Annotated in this window: 21 protein-coding genes and 1 pseudogene; all 22 read left to right on the top strand. The window is 38.8% G+C overall.

Annotated elements, in window-relative coordinates:
- The first annotated feature begins 31 nt into the window (after nt 1–31).
- Nucleotides 32–256 carry a hypothetical protein gene (locus L3V46_RS16450; protein WP_004725001.1) on the top strand — a complete coding sequence of 75 codons (225 nt, stop codon included), beginning with the start codon at nt 32–34 and terminating at the stop codon, nt 254–256.
- Nucleotides 257–299: 43 nt separating this feature from the next.
- Nucleotides 300–1,040: a terminase small subunit gene (locus L3V46_RS16445; protein WP_239046277.1), complete on the top strand. Its 741-nt coding sequence runs from the start codon at nt 300–302 to the stop codon at nt 1,038–1,040.
- Between the two features lie 12 nt (nt 1,041–1,052).
- Nucleotides 1,053–2,546, top strand: a complete 1,494-nt coding sequence (locus L3V46_RS16440) for a terminase (RefSeq protein ID WP_239046276.1) — start codon at nt 1,053–1,055, stop codon at nt 2,544–2,546.
- A 39-nt stretch (nt 2,547–2,585) separates the two neighbouring features.
- Entirely contained in the window at nt 2,586–3,938 is a 1,353-nt protein-coding gene (locus tag L3V46_RS16435; protein WP_239046275.1) for a DUF4055 domain-containing protein, read from the top strand.
- A gap of 3 nt (nt 3,939–3,941) precedes the next feature.
- Nucleotides 3,942–5,069: a minor capsid protein gene (locus L3V46_RS16430; RefSeq protein WP_239046274.1), complete on the top strand. Its 1,128-nt coding sequence runs from the start codon at nt 3,942–3,944 to the stop codon at nt 5,067–5,069.
- The gene (locus L3V46_RS16425; RefSeq protein WP_239046273.1) at nt 5,066–5,290 is read left to right on the top strand and encodes a hypothetical protein; all 225 of its coding nucleotides are present in this window, start codon (nt 5,066–5,068) and stop codon (nt 5,288–5,290) included. The genes L3V46_RS16430 and L3V46_RS16425 overlap by 4 nt, the downstream gene beginning before the upstream one ends.
- A gap of 99 nt (nt 5,291–5,389) precedes the next feature.
- The gene (locus L3V46_RS16420; RefSeq protein ID WP_004724995.1) at nt 5,390–6,121 is read left to right on the top strand and encodes a hypothetical protein; all 732 of its coding nucleotides are present in this window, start codon (nt 5,390–5,392) and stop codon (nt 6,119–6,121) included.
- Between the two features lie 3 nt (nt 6,122–6,124).
- A complete protein-coding gene (locus tag L3V46_RS16415) occupies nt 6,125–7,096 on the top strand; it encodes a hypothetical protein (protein ID WP_004724994.1) in 972 nt (323 codons plus the stop codon).
- An 89-nt stretch (nt 7,097–7,185) separates the two neighbouring features.
- Nucleotides 7,186–7,497 (top strand): annotated as a pseudogene (locus L3V46_RS22875) (hypothetical protein); the annotation flags it as partial.
- Between the two features lie 58 nt (nt 7,498–7,555).
- On the top strand, nt 7,556–7,939 hold the full coding sequence (locus L3V46_RS16405; protein WP_239046271.1) for a hypothetical protein: 384 nt from the start codon (nt 7,556–7,558) through the stop codon (nt 7,937–7,939).
- A complete protein-coding gene (locus L3V46_RS16400) occupies nt 7,939–8,328 on the top strand; it encodes a hypothetical protein (RefSeq protein ID WP_004724989.1) in 390 nt (129 codons plus the stop codon). Before L3V46_RS16405 ends, L3V46_RS16400 begins: the two co-directional genes overlap by 1 nt.
- Nucleotides 8,312–8,680: a glutamate 5-kinase gene (locus tag L3V46_RS16395; RefSeq protein ID WP_239046270.1), complete on the top strand. Its 369-nt coding sequence runs from the start codon at nt 8,312–8,314 to the stop codon at nt 8,678–8,680. The genes L3V46_RS16400 and L3V46_RS16395 overlap by 17 nt, the downstream gene beginning before the upstream one ends.
- Nucleotides 8,681–8,702: 22 nt before the next feature.
- Nucleotides 8,703–9,083, top strand: coding sequence for a hypothetical protein (locus L3V46_RS16390; RefSeq protein WP_239046269.1), 381 nt, complete (start codon nt 8,703–8,705; stop codon nt 9,081–9,083).
- Complete coding sequence (locus L3V46_RS16385) at nt 9,080–9,490, top strand: hypothetical protein (RefSeq protein WP_239046268.1); 411 nt, start codon at nt 9,080–9,082, stop codon at nt 9,488–9,490. Before L3V46_RS16390 ends, L3V46_RS16385 begins: the two co-directional genes overlap by 4 nt.
- On the top strand, nt 9,491–9,679 hold the full coding sequence (locus L3V46_RS16380) for a hypothetical protein (RefSeq protein ID WP_239046267.1): 189 nt from the start codon (nt 9,491–9,493) through the stop codon (nt 9,677–9,679).
- 216 nt (nt 9,680–9,895) lie between these two features.
- A complete protein-coding gene (locus L3V46_RS16375; RefSeq protein WP_239046266.1) occupies nt 9,896–10,663 on the top strand; it encodes a KilA-N domain-containing protein in 768 nt (255 codons plus the stop codon).
- A complete protein-coding gene (locus tag L3V46_RS16370; RefSeq protein WP_239046265.1) occupies nt 10,660–10,902 on the top strand; it encodes a hypothetical protein in 243 nt (80 codons plus the stop codon). The genes L3V46_RS16375 and L3V46_RS16370 overlap by 4 nt, the downstream gene beginning before the upstream one ends.
- Before the next feature lie 184 nt (nt 10,903–11,086).
- Nucleotides 11,087–12,001: a phage tail tube protein gene (locus L3V46_RS16365; protein WP_239046264.1), complete on the top strand. Its 915-nt coding sequence runs from the start codon at nt 11,087–11,089 to the stop codon at nt 11,999–12,001.
- Between the two features lie 2 nt (nt 12,002–12,003).
- On the top strand, nt 12,004–12,489 hold the full coding sequence (locus L3V46_RS16360; protein ID WP_154129854.1) for a hypothetical protein: 486 nt from the start codon (nt 12,004–12,006) through the stop codon (nt 12,487–12,489).
- A 41-nt stretch (nt 12,490–12,530) separates the two neighbouring features.
- Entirely contained in the window at nt 12,531–12,731 is a 201-nt protein-coding gene (locus tag L3V46_RS16355; RefSeq protein ID WP_239046263.1) for a hypothetical protein, read from the top strand.
- A 222-nt stretch (nt 12,732–12,953) separates the two neighbouring features.
- Nucleotides 12,954–13,133, top strand: coding sequence for a hypothetical protein (locus L3V46_RS16350; protein ID WP_239046262.1), 180 nt, complete (start codon nt 12,954–12,956; stop codon nt 13,131–13,133).
- Nucleotides 13,134–13,340: 207 nt separating this feature from the next.
- On the top strand, nt 13,341–18,041 hold the full coding sequence (locus L3V46_RS16345; protein ID WP_239046261.1) for a tape measure protein: 4,701 nt from the start codon (nt 13,341–13,343) through the stop codon (nt 18,039–18,041).
- Nucleotides 18,042–18,058 lie beyond the last annotated feature (17 nt).

The raw sequence follows: 18,058 nt of genomic DNA, 5'->3' as shown, positions 1-18,058 counted from the left end.
TATTGTTTCTAAATTAATTATAGAGATAATAATGAAATCAAAACAATATATCTTAGTAAATATTTGTGGAGATAAATTTGGATTCTCAGATATAAGTAATAGCGGGAATCTAGAACTTTATCTATCTGGTCAAGAATATGATAAGTCGTCTTTTGAATTTGAATCTGCAAGTATTATTCTTATATTTGAAGCCAACTTAGAAGATGACATAAAAGAGATGATCCATAAATCCTTTCGTAAGCAGTTAGTTGGTTAATAACTAAACCTCCTTCGGGAGGTTTTTTATTGGAGATTCCTTTATGGAAGATATAGAACTTCCGAAAGGGAGTGAGCCACTCGAAGATGATCGTCGCGAACGTTTGGCACAAGAATACTTAAAGTGCTTAAACATTGCCAAGGCTGGTGAATTGGCAGGGTATGCGGATAAGAGTACCTCATGGAGAGCTTGGAGTAATCCTGATATGCAGGATCGCATCAACTTTCTTAAAGGTGAACGTGCAAAAGAATTACATATTGAGCAGGTTGATGTTTTATCTCGGCTTTGGGCAGTTGCTACAGCTGACCCGCGTGAACTGGTAAAACACAAATTAGTAAATTGCCGTTTTTGTTGGGGTGAAGACCATCAATACCAGTGGCGTGATGAAGCAGAATTTGAAAATGCTTTACAACAAACGATAGCTGAAGAGAGAGAAATTCAAAAAGAAGATCCAGATTATCGTTGTAACTATCCAACTGATGTTGGTGGTTATGGATTTCGCAGAACTAAACCACCTCATCCCGAATGCCCGTCATGTGATGGCGAAGGTAAAGGTTATTTGCACATTGAAGACACGTCAACTTTAAGTGAGTCAGCTCAATTATTGTATGCAGGTGCAAAGCAGACCAAAGAAGGCATTGAAATCAAAATGAATGATCAAATGGCTGCTTTAAAGCTGGTTGGTCAACATATTGGTATGTTTGCAGGAAAGATAGAACATTCAGGCACTATAGAAATTCAATCTCTTTCCGAATTGATGGATGAATTAAGCAAAGGGGATTAATAAGGAGGGCATATGCTTAAACCTGAGCATAAAGCAAAACTTGTTGATCAGCACTGGCGATTAAATAACCTCTACTACATCACTGATAAGAAGGGTAAACAAGTCAAATTCAAGATGACTCTTGAACAACTTGAATACTTTGAAAACGAGTGGTCAAGAAACATTATCTTAAAAGCAAGGCAGCTTGGGTTTACAACAGAAGTTTGTATTATTCAATTAGATGCTGCTTTATTCATGTCTGATAAATGTGCATTGATTGCACATACCTTACATGATGCTAAGCGCTTATTTCGTGAGAAAGTAAAATATGCGTATGAAAAATTACCTCACCCTTTAAGAGCTGCAAATCCACTTCTTATCGAAACAAAAGAAGAGCTAGTATTTAAGAAAGGTGGTTCAGTTACAGTAAGTACTTCATTTCGTGGCGGTACATTAAAACGGCTGCATATTTCTGAGTTTGGTAAAATTTGCGCCAAATATCCAGATAAAGCGCGTGAAATTGTCACTGGTGCGTTTGAAGCTGTAAGTGTTGATGGAAAAATCACGCTTGAATCAACAGCTGAGGGAAAGGCTGGTTATTTTTATGATTACTGCCAAGAAGCTGAAAAGCTTCAATTACAAGGCAGAACATTAGGAATCTTGGACTGGAAATTCTTTTTCTTCTCTTGGTGGAAAAATGGTGAATATGCATTACCAGTTGCTGGAGAAATTCCGCAGCGTTTAAAAGATTATTTTGCTGAGTTAAAGGCAAAATACAATATAAATACCTCACCAGAACAACAACAGTGGTACTGGCAAAAAGAGAAAACGCTTGGTGATGACATCAAGCGAGAATATCCAAGCATTCCATCTGAGGCATTTCAGCAATCAGTTGAAGGCGCATATTACAAGAAGCAATTTAAATTCTTATATGCAAATGGTCGAGTTGGTGAGTTACCAAGTAATGATCATTTGCCAGTAATGACCTTTTGGGATTTAGGCGTTTCAGACTCAATGGCAATTTGGTTTATCAGGAAAATTTCTGATGAATGTTATCAAGTCATTGATTACTACGAGAACTCGGGTGAAGGCTTAAGACATTACTTTAAAGTGTTGAAAGATAGAGGCTACACATATTCAAAACACTACGCACCACACGACATCAAAAACCGTTCTTTAACAGGTGATGCTAAATCTCGTCTAGATATCGCTAAAGAAGGTTATGAGATTGAAGGCGAGATTTATTCAGTCCGATTTGAAGTGGTTGAAAGCATAGGTGTGATGGATGGTATAGAACAGACTCGTGAAATCCTTAAATACTGTGAGTTTGATGAAACCAAGTGTGAAGAAGGTATTTCTCATTTAGAAAACTATCGTAAAGAGTGGGATGACAAAAAAGGGTGTTGGAAAGATAAACCTTTGCATGACCATACATCTCATGGTGCCGATGCCTTCCGCATGTTTGGTGTAGCGATGAATAAGCGAGAAAGAAAAGTCAAAACTCGAAGAATTCGAGGGATGGCTTAAACAGTTTGCACCTTCGGGTGCTTTTTTATTGGTATTAATATGGCAGTTACAGATCAACATCCGCAATATGCAGCGGTCAAAACTAGTTGGCAACTGATGCAGGATTCAAGTTCTGTTGCTGGCGAAGAAACAATTAAGAGCGCAACAACTAAATATTTACCAAAATCAGCAGGTCAAATCGAAGCTGAAAAGCAAAGTCCATTGGGTAAAGAGATTTACGCTGGATATTTGCAACGTGCGCAATATCCATTATGGGTCCAAGATTCATTGCGGACTATGATTGGTTTAGTCTCTAAACTAACTCCTGAAATCCAAATCAAAAGCAATTTGATGAAGCATTTAGAAGAAAATGCAACAAATGATGGATTCGGATTAAAGCAGTTATTCATCCGAATAGTTGAGCAGATTTTAGAGTTTGGTCGTTGTGGTTTATATATTGATGTGGATGATCAAGGTAAGCCTTATTTTGCTTTGTATGAGGCGTTATCAATCATCAATTGGAAAGAAAACAGTGTTGGTGGTCGAAAGGACACCACTTTGGTTGTTTTAGAAGAACAACATAATGTGGGCGAGGATAAATACAGTCATACAACCAAGACTGTACAGCGCTCATTAGAATTGAATGATGGTACTTTTGAAGTGTTCCTGCACGACGGTGGGAAAACTGAAGAAAAGACTCCGAAAATTGGAGATAAAAATCTAGGTTTTATTACTTTTGTATTTATCGGTGCAACGAATAATTCGCCAAATGTTGGATCAATTCCATTGTTATCCATGGCAAAGGCTGCGATCAAGTATTACCAGTTATCAGCGGATTATTTTCAATCACTGCATCATACGGCTCATCCTCAACCATGGATTAGTGGCTTGTCCGATGATGACGAAATCAGTGTTACTGGTGTAATGGCTGTTTGGGATTTACCTCAGGATGCTGAATGCGGATATTTGGAGATTCAAGGCGTAGGAATTGATAAAACCAAAGCTGAAATGGATTCTCAAAAGAATGCTGCATTAGAAGCTGGTGCAAAGGTTATTGACACCAATACTCAAGAATCAGGTGAAGCACGTCGAGCAAGACAAGATGATCAGCACGCAAGTTTACACAGTATTGTGACTTGTGCTGCTGAAGGTATTGAGCAGGCATTAAAATATGCAGCGCAATGGCTTGGGCTAAATCCTAATGATTATGTGTTCACGGTAAAAGCTGAATTCTCAAATCAATCTTATGATATCAATTTGGCTAGGCAACTTTATGAAGGCGCATTGGCGGGAAAAAATTCATTCTCAACTTACTGGGATTACATTGCTACTGGCAAACTTCCTGAAGGTGGGTACCAAGAAGAATTGCTTAAGGTTGAACAAGAAACTGAAGGCACATTAAATATGGGTTAGACCATGAATAACTCGATTCAAGAACAAGCGTTTCTCAATGCATTTATTCAGCATCAAACTTACTTGCATCGTGCATCGAGTCAAACTGCTAATGAGATTTGGCAGCTTTTTAGTAGTCAATCTGATGAAATGGTTGTGAAACTTCGTGATTTGCTGGATGAATTAAGCGATCAAGAGAAAGTAGCCTTATCTGGTGCACAATACACAACACCAAAGCTCAAAGAAGTGCGCAGCCTTATTGATGAATGGTTCCTAAGCTTGAGTGTCGCACTGCCTGAAACTTTTGCAGTAACAGCAACGGCTTTTGCTGTTTACGAGTCTATGTGGTTATCCAAGGCACTAAACAATTCAATTAAAGAGCCTGATAGCAAAAAACTGTATACAAAGATCAGGCACAAACCTTTAACTGGTGGTGCTTTGGTAGATAGTTTGCTTGAGAATATTGCCACTATAGCGCGCCAAAAAGTTGAATATACGATTCGAGATGGAATTAATTCTGGTCAAACTAATTATGAAATCATTAAACGAATTCGAGGTTATGACAAAACGATTGATGGAAAGAAAGTTCATTTTGATGGTTTGATCGATCAATCGTTTAAAGATGTGGATCGGGTGGTTAGGACCGCGCGAAGTCATGTGTCAAATCAATCTTATTTGTCTACTTGGGATGCTTTGGGATTTGATTTCTACAAGTTCTTTAGTGTGCTTGATGGTAGAACTTCATTACTGTGCGCGTCTTTAGATCAAACAACATGGCAAAAGGGTGATCCAAATATCAGGCATCCACCATTGCATCCCCATTGTAGATCAACTTTGCTTGGCGTAGATGCCGATGGGAAGGTTGCTGGATTAAGACCATTTGTGGCAGATAATCGAGCGATTAAGGATATTCCTAAAGATCAGCGTGATGGCAAGATAGGTCAAGTTGATGCTAATACGACCTATAAAGAGTGGTTTGATCGGCAAGATGAGTCTTTTCAAAAAGAATGGTTAGGTCCATCAAAATACAAGCTTTATTCTGAAGGCGGATATCTAATCGATAAGTTTGTTGACCCTTTAAATGGCAAGCCTTTTACTTTGAAAGAATTAAAAGTACTAGATGAACAAACGTTTAAGGAGTTGGGGTTATGAGCGGTGATAAGAATTGCAAGCGAATGTTGGTTGTAAAGCGTCATCCAAAATTCAAACATAAACTCACTCTTTGTGATGAGGAAACAGGGCAGCCACTAAGCGGATTGATTGATATTAAGATTGAGAGTTCAGCAGATGCCCCAGCAAAGCTCATTGCTACTTTTGAAGCATGGGGATCGACTGGAATACGCTTTGAAGATGATTTTCGACAAACGTTTTAAATAAAGATTCAAATCACAGCACCTACCAAGGTGCTTTTTTATTGCCTGCGCAAAGCTCAGGTTCACAAATCCGCAAGGCGGTTATTCGAGGAATAGACAATGTCAGATGACAATAAAGTTGATTTAAACAACCCTGAAATTCAAGAAGCAATCAAAAATGCCGTAGATGAACAGGTCAAAGGCTTGAAGGCAAAAAATGATGAACTTCTTGGTAAGAACAAAGACTTAAACACTGAACTTTCAGGCATTAAAAAGCAGTTGGAAGGGGTGGATTTAACAGCAGTTAAAGACCTTCTTTCAAAAGCCAATATGGATGAAGAATCAAAACTGATTGCCGAGGGCAAGATTGATGAAGTCATTCAAAAGCGTACAGAAAAAATGAAGCAGGACCATGACAAACAACTACAGGCTGAAACTGAGCGGGCAAATAAAGCGGAAGCATATGCAAACCAGTTTAAACAGTCAGTAGTGAAAGGTCAGATCGCTCAAGCGTTCAGTGGTGTTGGTGGTTTATCAGAAGCGACAGACGATGTTACGGCTTTAGCTTTATCACAATTTGCTTTAGATGAAAAAGGCAATGCTGTGATGATCGATGCCAATGGCGAAACAATCATTGGGAAAGATGGCACAACACCATTGAGCCCTAAAGAATGGGTCGAAAGTCTGCGTGAAACCAAGTCTTATTTCTTCCCTAAAGCACAAGGCTCTGGTGCACCAGGTTCAGGAACATCAACTAAAAAATGGTCTGACTATACAGAATCAGAACGAGCAGCAATTGCTCGTGAAAATCCAAACGCATTTCAACAGTTATTAAAAACTAAGGAAAACTAATTTATGCCAGCTACTCGTATTGCGGATATTTTTGTTGGGGATTACTACCAAACATTAGATCCAGTGAACTCACCTGAAAAAACGGCAGTTTATCAGTCAGGAATCGTTACTAAAAACCCAGCTTTGAGTGATATTGCAAATAATGGTCAAGGCACTTCAACGATTTCTTACTGGCAGGATCTTGATGCCAGTGAAGAAGCAAACGTCTCTACAGACGATCCAGATCAAAAAGGTAAAGTGGGTAAAGCGTCGCAAGGCAAGATGCAAGCGCGTACTCTTTATTTGAACAAACCTTATGGCGTGTCAGATTTAACGACTGAGCTTGCCAACAGCGAACCAATGCAACACATTCGCAACCGTTATGGGAAGTATTGGGAGCGTCAATGGCAGCGTTATTTGTTAGGTGCTGCACGTGGTGTGATTGCATCTAACCTTGCCAATAATTCAGGCGATATGGTTATTGATGCTGGCGCAGCGATGACCGCGACAGCAATGCAAGATGCAGCATTTACCGCTGGTGATGCTGCTGATCAGTTTGCTGCAATTGGCGTGCATTCTGTTGTAATGAAGCAGATGGTGCAAAAAGACCTGATCGAGTATGTGAAAGACTCTCAAGGCAACATCATCTTAACTACTTACCTTGGTAAGCCAATCTTTATGGATGATGGTCTTACTTATGGTACTAAACAGTATCTTTCAATGTTCTTTGGTACGGGTGCCTTCGGTTATGGTGAAGGTACACCAACAAATCCAGTCGAAGTACAGCGTGATGCCTTAGGTGGTAATGGTGGTGGTTCTGAAATCATCGTAGAGCGTAAGACTTACATCTTACAGCCTGCTGGGTTCTCATGGAAAGGTGAGGAAGATCCAAATAAAACTCCAACAATTGCTCAGTATGCAAATGCTGCGAATTGGGAGCGTGTATTTGATCGTAAACTTGTGCCTTTTGCTGCGGTAATCTCAGGTACACCTTAATAAACTTGGCGGCTTCGGTCGCCTTTGCTTAGGAGAATAAAGTGAAAGTTATTTATACAAATACAATTCCTGAAAATCAGCAACCAAATATTTGCTACCGAACTTCATTTCTAGGTGTTATCTCTGCCGCAACTTCAGTTGAAGTCGATGATGAATTCCCAAATGCTGAGGCAGTAAAACAAGCCTATGCGTTCTTAAATGCTCAGGCTCTATCAGTTCAAGTTAATGTAGGCATCACGCCTGAATTACAAGCAGTTGTTGATGAAGCAAAAGCCGAGTGTGAAAAGGTGGTTGCAGAACGTGATGAAGCTTTAGACCAGCTTAAAACATCAAAAGGTGAATTTATTGCATTCCAAAATAACATTGAAGCAATGAAAGCCCGTATCACCGAATTGGAAGCAAACGCCGATAAAACGGATGATGAAAAACCGAAAACAACCAAAGCAAAGTAGGTGAGTTATGAGTTTTGTCACTGAATCAGAAGTTGAGCAAGCGCTTGGGGATACTTGGAACAACCAAAGTGAAAGTGACAAGGCTCAACTTCTTAAGAAAAGTCGAGCATATTTAATAGCTCGCAATGTTAAAGATTATGAAAATGTTAAAGATGCGCCACAAGATTTAAAGGATGCATCCTTTGAAATCATCAAAGGCATTATTGATAAAAAACTCTATATCGATAAAGACCAAGATCTTAAATCCAAACGAGTCAAAGCTGACAGTGTTGAAAGTGAAAAGGTATACCAAGATGGCTCCAAATCAATAAATGCAACTGAGCAATACATTTGGGATTTGATTAAGCCTTATACCAAAAAGTCTCGAGTTCAAATGGTAAGGAAATTGTGATGAATAACAACTACGTTCCAGAATGGCATATTTCACCTTTTGATCATTCAAAATACACACTTGTTCGCAATCAAGATCAGTTCGATCTACTGTTTGACGATGTAACTGATACACAAGAATTTATGCATTTGGGTGCTGGTGCTCAGGTTGATTATTACGACAAAGGTAAGCATTGCATTGTTCAATTGGGCGATTGCAGCGAAAGAACACTGATTGAAGTTCATGGGCTTTTACTACATGAAGCGGTTCATATTTGGCAGCGAATCAGAAAGCTAATGGGTGAGAAAAAGCCAAGCACTGAGTTTGAGGCATATTCAATTCAGCGTATCGCTCAAGATTTGTTTGCTATGTTTGAGGAAAGCGAGAGTTTGAATGGGATTGAGAGATGAACTACAAGCCGACATTGGAGAGGCATTTGATACTGATTTAGCTGATGCAATTACCACTTTCACTTGCTCCAAAGAAATCCAATCAGGTGATTTCGACTTTGAAACACAGACTTATCCCGTAGTGACTGTTGAGCAATATTCAGGATGTGGTGTTTTTGGCTCATATAAGCGTGATTTGGTAAAGCCTATTGATTACCAAATTGAAGATGTAAAAGCTACTGTGCTTCAAAATGAAGTAACGGGTGTGCCTCAGATTGATGATGTTTGGGTGGCGGGTGGTCAATTCAAAATTTTGAATGTAGGTAAAGATCCAAGCGGAAGTATTTGGGTTTGCCAGTTGCGGAAATTTTAATCTTGATTGATAGGTGGGTTTTATGGGTTGGAACGGATTAAGGCCATCACAATTTACACTCCAAGTATTACGTGATGGCTCAGAACTACAAAGAAAAATTACTGCTGCAATGCTTCAAGGTGTTGTGCTTAAAAGTCCAGTCGATACGGGGGCTTTCAGAGGTAATCATCGAGTTTCAATTGGTAGTGTGGATTACACCAAAGACTTTCAGAAAATAGATAAATCAGGTACTACTACCATTGCAGATGGAATGGCTAAAATATTGAGCGTTCAATTAGGGATGAGAGTCTTCATTAGTAATAATCTGCCTTATGCAGTTGCTCTAGAAAATGGACATTCGGGCCAAGCGCCTTTAGGTATTTATTCAATCACTTTCCAGTCAGTTACGAGTAGATATAAATGATGACATTATCGGAAGCTGAATTGGCGATATACAAGCGAATAGGTCAATTCAATGGCGTGGAAAAAACAAATCTTCGGATTGAGAATCAGAAAACGCCAGATGGTAAGCCGTTTGATCCACCATCAAATAAACTTTGGTGCAAGGTCTATATTCAATATGGAGATAGTTTGATTGCAGGTATTGGAAATGAACCCTGTATTCGAGATATAGGTACTATTTCAATCCAATGTTTTGCACCAAAGAACACTGGAACCATTGAGATGACAAAGTTGTGTGATCAATGGCGTGATTTTCTTCAATCATTCGGTGTTTCTTCTCTTGAGGTCTATAAAGTCCATGCACCAAAAGATATGGATGATGATAATTTTTACGCTAAGATAATGAGAGCCGAATTTAGGGTGAATTAAATGGAAGCAAGAAAATTCTATAAATTATCAACTTGTGACTACGATGGTTACAAGTCCACTAATAGAAAAGTTATTGGACTATTCTCAACTGAAGAAAAATTAAAAAAGTACATAGTTAATGTTCTGAAGTTGAAATTAGATGATTGGGGTTACACTCATGAAATTGAAGAGTTAGAAGTTATTGATTAGTGACTTGTATACGAGCGCTATACAAGTTCATTGAATATTAAATAATTTAACCAAGTTTTACCTTTAAGCCGAACTGTGATAGTTCGGCTTTTTTAATGCCTGAAATATGGCATCCAAGCCGACTAGGGTAGCTCCTGAAAGGAAGATGGTCGTTTCGACTACTCATTGCATCTTCTTGTTGGCTTTCTTTTCTTTATGAGTGGTCGGAGCGTATCAATGAATGCAATTGTAAAAATTAAGTATGAAGATTATGACCAATCCTTTGATAACAATGGATGGTTTAATGCAACAGAAGCAGCAAAACAATTCAAAAAGCGTGCGAATGACTGGATCAACCTTGCTGAAACGAAATCATATATTCAAGCACTTTGTGAATACATGGGAATAAGTGAGCCAAAATCACTAATTAAAACTAAACGGGGTGGAAGTACCGTTACCAGCCAAAATGGTAACGCTCAAGGTACTTGGTTACATCCTAAATTGGCAGTCCCTTTTGCTCGTTGGCTTGATTCTCGTTTTGGGGTTTGGTGTGATCTGCAAATTGACAATCTAATTCGAACCAATCAAGCACCACCTTCTGTACAAGACATGATTCGCCTGATGTTGTTGCCGACTGCAACTACATGGGAAAAACGTTTTCCTGATTCATATTACAAAGCCTTGGCAAAGATCACAGGAACAAAATTCAACAACCATATAGGTGGAAGTCCTGCAATTTTTGGGGACATCACAAATAAATGGATTTATCGAATCATTATGCCTAAAGAGGTTGTTACAGAACTTCGAGCAAATAAACGTGATGGTGAGAAAATGCATCAATGGCTTACAAATGGCGGTGAGCATATGCTTTCAAAACAAATCAATGCAGTGGAAGTCATTGCAAACAGTTCCACTGATTACCAAGACTTTACAGCTCGGTGTTATCAAGCTTTCCCACAAGCGAAAGGTCAATTGAGATTAGTGATGCAGGAGTGCATGGCGTGAATGTGATTACGGGTAATGCCTATTTGATATTCGCATGTAGAAAAGCTTTTGAAAATGATGCTGAAGTGGATTTTTTAATTGACGATGAAAAATATGTGATTCATGCAGCATCCAAAGCTAATCTATTTGATCTGAATGAAAAGCAAACTGAATTAGAGGCAAAATTCCCAAAGAGTAAAGTGATTATTACTCATAGACCATTATTCAATCTTATAGAAACTCTTGATCAGTTAGAGTAACTTGAATCTGCAATAGTTTCAGATGGCGGTCTAATTGATAGCAAACCTACAGGTCGAATAGTTGATGCATTCAACTGGGATCATAAGCACGATATTACAAAGCAATCTGGTCATTGTTGAGCAGACTTAAATCAATCCACCTCCTTAAAGGAGGTTTTTTTATGCCTAAATTAAGGAGAACTTAATGAGTTCTGGAGCTAAACAATTAACCCGAGTTGGTTTTGAAGCATCACCCGGTGTGATTGCAACCACTTGGAATACATTTGCATTTACCACAAATGGTTTAGATGCATCAGCACAAACCACTGAATCACAAACAATCAAAGATTCACGAATTGCAGCCGGCACTCTGGTAACTGGTGTTGAAGTGCAAGGAGATATTAAATCTGAATGGGCTTATGGCATTCAAGATAAAGTCTTAGAGCTAATTGCCTTCAATGCTTGGAATAGCAACGTTTTAACATTTGGTGGCACAACTCGAAAAACGCTTTCGATTATTCGTGGCTTTAGTGATATCGATAACTTCCAAGTTTTCACCGGTTGCCACATTAACCAATGGACTTTATCAATTCCTGATGGTGGCATTGTGACTTCTAAATTCGCAATTATGGGAATGAAGCGCACAGCTTATGAGGTTGCACCGACTGGTACCGTAACACCTGCAGTGGATGCAGTACCATTAACCAGTCTATCCACTGGTGACATCCTTATTGATGGTGAAAAGAAACCAGGAATGTGCATTACTCAGATTGAGCTAACCATTGATAATACAATGCAGATTCAGAAGTGCTTAGACTATGAAAATAACATTGCCGCAATCTTAGAAACCATTATGAAAGGCAGTGGTAACTTTACAATTGCATGGTCCAAAAACACTGCAGAGCTTTATGAAAAACAATTCTTAAATGAGCCGATCGGCCTTGAATATTCATTGAAAGATACTGCTGGTAATAAATACACGCTCAAACTACCTAAAGTTCAAGTATCTGCGCCTTTGCCAAGTGGTGGTGCTGGCGATGTATTAACTACTCAATTCTCGTTCACAGTCGCGGATGTTGCACCGACTCTTACACGTATTCCTGTAGTTGTGGGGCCTTAATCATGTTAATTGAAATTGAAGAACAGAAGTCCATTGAATACGTTCAAGAATGGTTTGATTTTAAAGATGGCGTGAAACTACTCATTGCGAGTATTGATAAGCCATCATTTCAGCGCTCACTTGAACTCAATGGGATTCAAGCTGAGCAGGAACTTGCTGGTATTAAGGCGGTAACAGATGAAGGAGCGGTTAAGGCTAAATTAGGTTTTAACCGAGCTGTTTCACATTTGTTGCTAGGGTGGGTTGGGCTAGTCGGTAAGGATAAGAAGCCAATCGAATACAGCGCGCAAAATGCAGAGCTGATTTGTACAAGCTCAAAGCAATCACTTGAAATTATTGTCTTCATCATGGAAAAGGCTAAAGTGATCCATGACTCTAAGACTGAAGAGATTGCTGATGAAGTGGGAAAGTCATCAAGCACTACGAACAAAGAAACATCAAATGGTGCGAAGAAAAAACCGCAGAAGTCTACCAAAAGCTCGGCATAAAGCCACCTGAGCGATTAGAACCAAGCTTCACAGCAGATCACATGATTAAAGCCTTTAATTTAATTTCAAAGGCTCGACGGTTTATTGCTTTTCCGCAGGGTGGTGGGTTTTATGACTCACTCACTCTTGCTGATATCAAAAGCTATTTTGATGTGTACGGTTGTGACTTGGATCGAGGACTACTTGTAGAGTGTATTTTCGCGCTAGATGCAAAGTATTTGAGTGAAATGAATAAAAAATAATTGATTCTTAGAGATTTAAAATAAGTTTGTAAATTATTGAATATTCTATAAAAAATGTATTTTCAATTACATGATGTTACATCTAACCTTTAGAAGTAACATGTATAAGAGAGAACTATATTCATATGGTTTTCTTGATTCCAAAACAAAACCCCGAGAGTTGGCGCTTTCGGGGTTTTTGCATTCCAGTCCACCACAAAGAAGAGAGGAAAAGTATTTCGTATGAATGATTTTATCACAAATTTAAATGGGTTGTTGAAAATGACAGCAGATATCTCTATTTGGCGACTAGCATTTTTGTTACTAGCTGTGATTGTTTGTATTCTTGCATGGCAATCACCTCAATTCCTCAAAGCATATCTTGAGTATAAAAAGCAGAGAGCTAACCAAGATGATGAATAAGTTATCAGAAAGTAAACCTTTAAGAGTTTGGACCTATTTAATAATGGCTGCAATTATTACTGGAATACTCGCATGGCAAGCAGCCCCAATACTACAAGCAGTAGCAAAAATAATAGAAGTAACTAAATAAACCGACCTACAAATGGTCGGTTTTTTATTGTCCGCGATGCGCCCTTAGGCGCTTTTTTTACGCCTAAAGGAAAAGCCATGGCTGAACAACGCAGCACACTCATTATCGAAATTAGCTCAGAACAAGCAGCACGTAATGCACGTGCATTAGATCGAGAGCTACAAAGTATTGAACGCACTGGTAATTACGCAACTACTTCAATGAACTCTATGTCAGTGGCAGCACGTCAATTGGCAGGGTATTTGGCAGGTGTTGTGACTGTTGGTACTGCGATTGCTAAGATGGATACTTATACTGGTTTAAATAACAAACTTAAATTAGTCACTAAAAGCCAATCTGAACTCAATACTGCAATGAACGATACCTTCAAAATCGCTCAAAACACTGCACAAGCATGGGATTCGGTTGCACAGATCTATCAACGTTTTTCCGACAATGCACAGCGCTTAAACATTACTCAAGCCAAAACTGCAGAACTAACTGATACCGTTGCTAAAGCAATCGCAATTAGTGGTGGTTCAGCTGCTTCGGCAGAAGCCGCATTAGTTCAATTTTCACAAGCTTTGGCTTCCAATGTTTTACGCGGTGAAGAGCTTAACTCTGTAATGGAGCAAGCGCCCGGACTCGCAAAGGCAATTGCTCAAGGTATGGGAATCACAGTAGGTCAATTACGTTCAGTTGCTGCAGAAGGAAAGATTACAGGTGATGTACTTGTTGACGCTTTAACAAAAGCACGTGGCTCAGTAAATGAACTATTTGGCAAAACAGATTTCACTATTGCTCAATCACTCACCCAACTATCCAATGAAGTCACTAAGTTTGTGGGTGAGGCTGGTAAAGGGAGTGGTGCGGCAAATGCAATTTCAGGATCTCTAACTTTACTCGCAGAAAACCTTAACAATGTAACCAACATTGCTATGATCGGTGGTGCTTATTGGGTTGGCACTTATATTCCTGCACTTTATAAAAGTGTAGTTGCAGGATATGGAAAAGCTACCCAATTAGTTGAACAAACAGCTATCCAATGGGCAGCGATTGAAGCTGAAAAAGTAGCCGCAGCACAAGAATTGGCTGGTGCAGAAGCTAAATTAGTAAATCTTCAAGCAACACGAGCTCAACTTGTAGAAGAGTTGAAACTTGAGTTAGCACGAAAGAAAAAACAAATTTCAGATCAAGGTGCAATTAATTCTGACATTAGAATGGGGATTTTACGTCAACAACAAGCTGCTATTAATACTGAATTAACTGCCACTGAAAATGCTTTAGCAGCAGCTAGAACAAGATCAGCTGTAGCAAATAATGCAACAATGGGGGCTGGGCGTGGTTTACTCGGATTACTTGGTGGAGCTGGAGGATTAGTAGGTATTGTGGCAGCCGTTGGCGCATCAATGCTTTTAATGAGAGACAATACAGACTCAGCTACAAACTCCCTTAATATTCAAAAGCAATCGGTTAGAGAGATTGCAGCTGAATATAGTAAGTTATCAGCAGCTAAACTTATCTCAGAAATGGATGAAATTGATAAAAGAATCAAAAAATCACAATCTGATGCTTCAAAAGCTAGAGATAGCTTATTGGGAATGGTAACAGGTAGTTCTGAGTCAATAAGTAATGAAGAAATTAAACGTCAAAACCTAATGCTTAAGCAGCTTAAAAAGATCAAGGAAGACGGTTTAAGTACAGCTGCTGCACTTCAGAATCTGAGTAAATCAAAATTATTTACAGATGGGGAGATTAAAAGTGCGCAGCGTTATTTTGCTCAATTAGATGAGGGTATAAGTTCAGCACGTGAATTTGGTTATCAGAAAGAATTAGCAAACAGCTATATGGCTAAGGCTTCAGGTCTTTATGAGGAAAATGCAGACAAAATTTCAAAGCTCACAAACGAGTCTGAGCGTTTAAATGAGTCATATTCAAACTCTAAAGAGTCAATTGTTAAATCAGCTGAATCCTTTCTTCAAATCAGTGAAAATTCTGGTGCCTCAGCAAAACAATTAATTATTGCTAAAAATGCTCTAGATAGTTATAGCAAAGGAACAATTTCAGCAACGCAATTATCGCGGATATTTTTGGAAAATCTTCCAATTCCTCAAAAAACAATTGATTCATTTATTGCTCAATCAAAGCAAGCTGATGGCTACAAGAATTCAGTAGCTGGTGTGAACGTTGAGCTTAAGAAGCAAATTGATTTTAGAAATACTTATTTAAGTCAGCATCAAGGTGTTTTAGCTGCTGAAAAAGAGGTAACAGAAGAGAAACGGAAGCAATTGGCCAATGAGCAGAGACTAAGTGAACTCCGAAAATCTGCCAACAAATCAATGCTTGACGATAATTATTGGATTAATACTTATAATCGAGAATTGAAAAATATTGGTGGTGATAAACAGAAAGCTTCAACTTTTGCTGATTTTGCACTTAATTGGCGAAAAGAGAACAAAATTGAAAGAGATGTTCAGTTAACCACCGAGCAAGCTAAAATTTTAAATGATCTATGGGTCTTAGATCAGAAGCGTAAAACACTATCGGATGAAGCAAGTAAATCCGAAAAAGAACGTACTGAGGAGCTTGAGAAGCAGCAAAAACTGCAAGCCAAACAAGCTGTATTACTTGCGGGGAATAATGAACAGACTCGTAATATGCTTCGAGTTTATCAATCCTTTCGTAATGCAGGTTTAGGTGATAAACAAGCCCGCGTAATGACAGCTCAAGTTGGCCGTGAAAATGATTTTCGTAACAGTGATATGTTTGGAAGTCACAAGGATGCGAATAACGGCTATACAAATACTGGCTTTATCTCTTGGCAGAAAGGTCGTTCAACTCAACTCATGCAGTTTTTACAAGGGCAAGGTGTTCTTGATAAGAACGGTAAGATTCAACAATCTCAAGATGCTTTAGATGCAATGGCTAAATTCTTGATGCAGGAAATTGCAACTGGAAAAAGTTATGGGAAAACTAAGAACGCCTTAAACGATGACAATCTTAGTTATCGAGAGCTAGAAAAAATTGTTGGTCAAAACTTTATTGGATGGGACTACAACGGCAAAAAGTTAGGTAAAGATAAAGCTTCACAACATCTTTCTAAACAAGATAATTATTTTAATCAAATTAGTAAAATTTTAGGTGCAAATCCTGAAAATGTAATGAGTTCGATTAAAGATTTATCTAAGTTTGAAGATGAAGCTTTTAAAGCTCGCGCCAAAACAGAAGATGAAATTAAGCAACTTCAAGCTAAGTATGATACTGAAGCAATTACACGCTCCAAAGCGAGAGAAGAAGCAATTAATGAAGCGACTGTGTTGGGGCAGCTAGATTTACTCCCAAAAATCAAAGAACGCTACGATGCCCAAGATAAGTTGGCTAAACTCCAACAAGATTATGAGCTCAATGGCTATAAATATACCGAGGATCAAAAGCTAATCTATCAGCGTGATTCAGCTAAATTTAGTTTAGATTCAGAGGGCAAGTATAGCGACGATGTAAAAGCACTTCGTAAAAAGGCTTATGATGATCTTTATGATTATGAGCTTGAAAAGTCAAAACTTGCTAAAGAGCAGCAATTACTCCAAACAAAAGCATTTTATATGTCTGAGTTACAAATGGCTCAGGCAAAATATGATATTGAAAGGAGGCTTTTAGATCAGAGCAATGAAGATCCAAAAGAGCAAGCATTTAAATCACAAATGCTTGCTCTTCAACATCAAGCTGATTTAAGTACACGTTTAAGAGATGCCTCAACAGGTTGGGAATCTGTACAAGCCCAAATGAATGGATCTACAGGGCGATACCAGGTTAGCCAAGATAGACTGAGCCGAATGGGGGTTTCACAGAATTTACTTGAAACACAGAGTGCTGATGTTGAAAGACAGGAACAAGAGCCAGGCGCTGATTTACAAAAATTAGCTGAGGTTCGGGAACAAATTTGGGCTGATCACAATAAGCGAATGATTGATATTGAAAATCAGTATCAAACGGATTCATTGAATTTGCAATTAACCCAAGCTCAACAATTAACTGGTTCATTTGCAAATATGTTTAAAGGTATTCTTGGTGAAAGCTCAGGTGCATATAAAACAATGTTTGCAATGCAACAGGGCTTTGCGCTTACTCAAGCTGGTATGAATTTATGGTCGTCTGTTTCAGATGCTTATGCTAAAGAGCCAGGTACTGTATGGCAGAAAGTTGCCGCAGGTGCTAAGGCGGCTTTGGATCAAGGAACATTCTTAGCAATGATCCAAGCAATTACCCCTCAAGGTTTTGCAACTGGTGGACACATCACAGGTAAGGGCACTGGAACTAGTGATGATATTCCAATCATGGCATCCAATGGCGAGTTTATGATGCGTCAGTATGCTGCCTCTAAAATTGGTCTAGTTGCTTTAAATTATATGAATCAGACTGGAGAGATCCCATTTCAAAGTGAATATCTTGGTATGAAATCTCAGTACTTAGGTTCTGCTCAACCAGATTTAAATGTTCAAAAATTTAAAGATGGAGGGTTGGTTGGCGTTTCTCGTTTAAATAATGCTGATACAGAAAGAAGTCAGTTTAATTCGGTTCAGCAGACTAATATTGGATTATCTCAGCCAAAAGTCACAATTATTAATCAAACCTCGCAACCTGTAGAAGCTACAACTCAGTGGGATGGCAGTGAGTTACAAGTGGTTTTAAAGGAGATGCAAAAGCAAAATGAGGCACAAACCAAGTCTTTAATTTCTCAGTCTTGGCGAGATGCTGAACGTCAAGGTGGTGCTTTGGATAGAATAAAAAAAGGTAGATAGCCACCTCGGTGGCTTTT

The sequence above is a fragment of the Acinetobacter sp. AG3 genome, from assembly GCF_022343575.1.
GTDB lineage: Bacteria > Pseudomonadota > Gammaproteobacteria > Pseudomonadales > Moraxellaceae > Acinetobacter > Acinetobacter guillouiae.
The sequence above is the reverse complement of the archived record's forward strand: the minus strand, read 5'-3'. Positions and strand labels throughout refer to the sequence as shown.

Bases quoted from the DNA above. Each gene is read 5' to 3' on its own strand.
- L3V46_RS16450 (WP_004725001.1), top strand. From the start codon at position 32: ATGAAATCAAAACAATATATCTTAGTAAATATTTGTGGAGATAAATTT.
- L3V46_RS16445 (WP_239046277.1), top strand. From the start codon at position 300: ATGGAAGATATAGAACTTCCGAAAGGGAGTGAGCCACTCGAAGATGAT.
- L3V46_RS16440 (WP_239046276.1), top strand. From the start codon at position 1,053: ATGCTTAAACCTGAGCATAAAGCAAAACTTGTTGATCAGCACTGGCGA.
- L3V46_RS16435 (WP_239046275.1), top strand. From the start codon at position 2,586: ATGGCAGTTACAGATCAACATCCGCAATATGCAGCGGTCAAAACTAGT.
- L3V46_RS16430 (WP_239046274.1), top strand. From the start codon at position 3,942: ATGAATAACTCGATTCAAGAACAAGCGTTTCTCAATGCATTTATTCAG.
- L3V46_RS16425 (WP_239046273.1), top strand. From the start codon at position 5,066: ATGAGCGGTGATAAGAATTGCAAGCGAATGTTGGTTGTAAAGCGTCAT.
- L3V46_RS16420 (WP_004724995.1), top strand. From the start codon at position 5,390: ATGTCAGATGACAATAAAGTTGATTTAAACAACCCTGAAATTCAAGAA.
- L3V46_RS16415 (WP_004724994.1), top strand. From the start codon at position 6,125: ATGCCAGCTACTCGTATTGCGGATATTTTTGTTGGGGATTACTACCAA.
- L3V46_RS16405 (WP_239046271.1), top strand. From the start codon at position 7,556: ATGAGTTTTGTCACTGAATCAGAAGTTGAGCAAGCGCTTGGGGATACT.
- L3V46_RS16400 (WP_004724989.1), top strand. From the start codon at position 7,939: ATGAATAACAACTACGTTCCAGAATGGCATATTTCACCTTTTGATCAT.
- L3V46_RS16395 (WP_239046270.1), top strand. From the start codon at position 8,312: ATGGGATTGAGAGATGAACTACAAGCCGACATTGGAGAGGCATTTGAT.
- L3V46_RS16390 (WP_239046269.1), top strand. From the start codon at position 8,703: ATGGGTTGGAACGGATTAAGGCCATCACAATTTACACTCCAAGTATTA.
- L3V46_RS16385 (WP_239046268.1), top strand. From the start codon at position 9,080: ATGATGACATTATCGGAAGCTGAATTGGCGATATACAAGCGAATAGGT.
- L3V46_RS16380 (WP_239046267.1), top strand. From the start codon at position 9,491: ATGGAAGCAAGAAAATTCTATAAATTATCAACTTGTGACTACGATGGT.
- L3V46_RS16375 (WP_239046266.1), top strand. From the start codon at position 9,896: ATGAATGCAATTGTAAAAATTAAGTATGAAGATTATGACCAATCCTTT.
- L3V46_RS16365 (WP_239046264.1), top strand. From the start codon at position 11,087: ATGAGTTCTGGAGCTAAACAATTAACCCGAGTTGGTTTTGAAGCATCA.
- L3V46_RS16360 (WP_154129854.1), top strand. From the start codon at position 12,004: ATGTTAATTGAAATTGAAGAACAGAAGTCCATTGAATACGTTCAAGAA.
- L3V46_RS16355 (WP_239046263.1), top strand. From the start codon at position 12,531: ATGATTAAAGCCTTTAATTTAATTTCAAAGGCTCGACGGTTTATTGCT.
- L3V46_RS16350 (WP_239046262.1), top strand. From the start codon at position 12,954: ATGAATGATTTTATCACAAATTTAAATGGGTTGTTGAAAATGACAGCA.
- L3V46_RS16345 (WP_239046261.1), top strand. From the start codon at position 13,341: ATGGCTGAACAACGCAGCACACTCATTATCGAAATTAGCTCAGAACAA.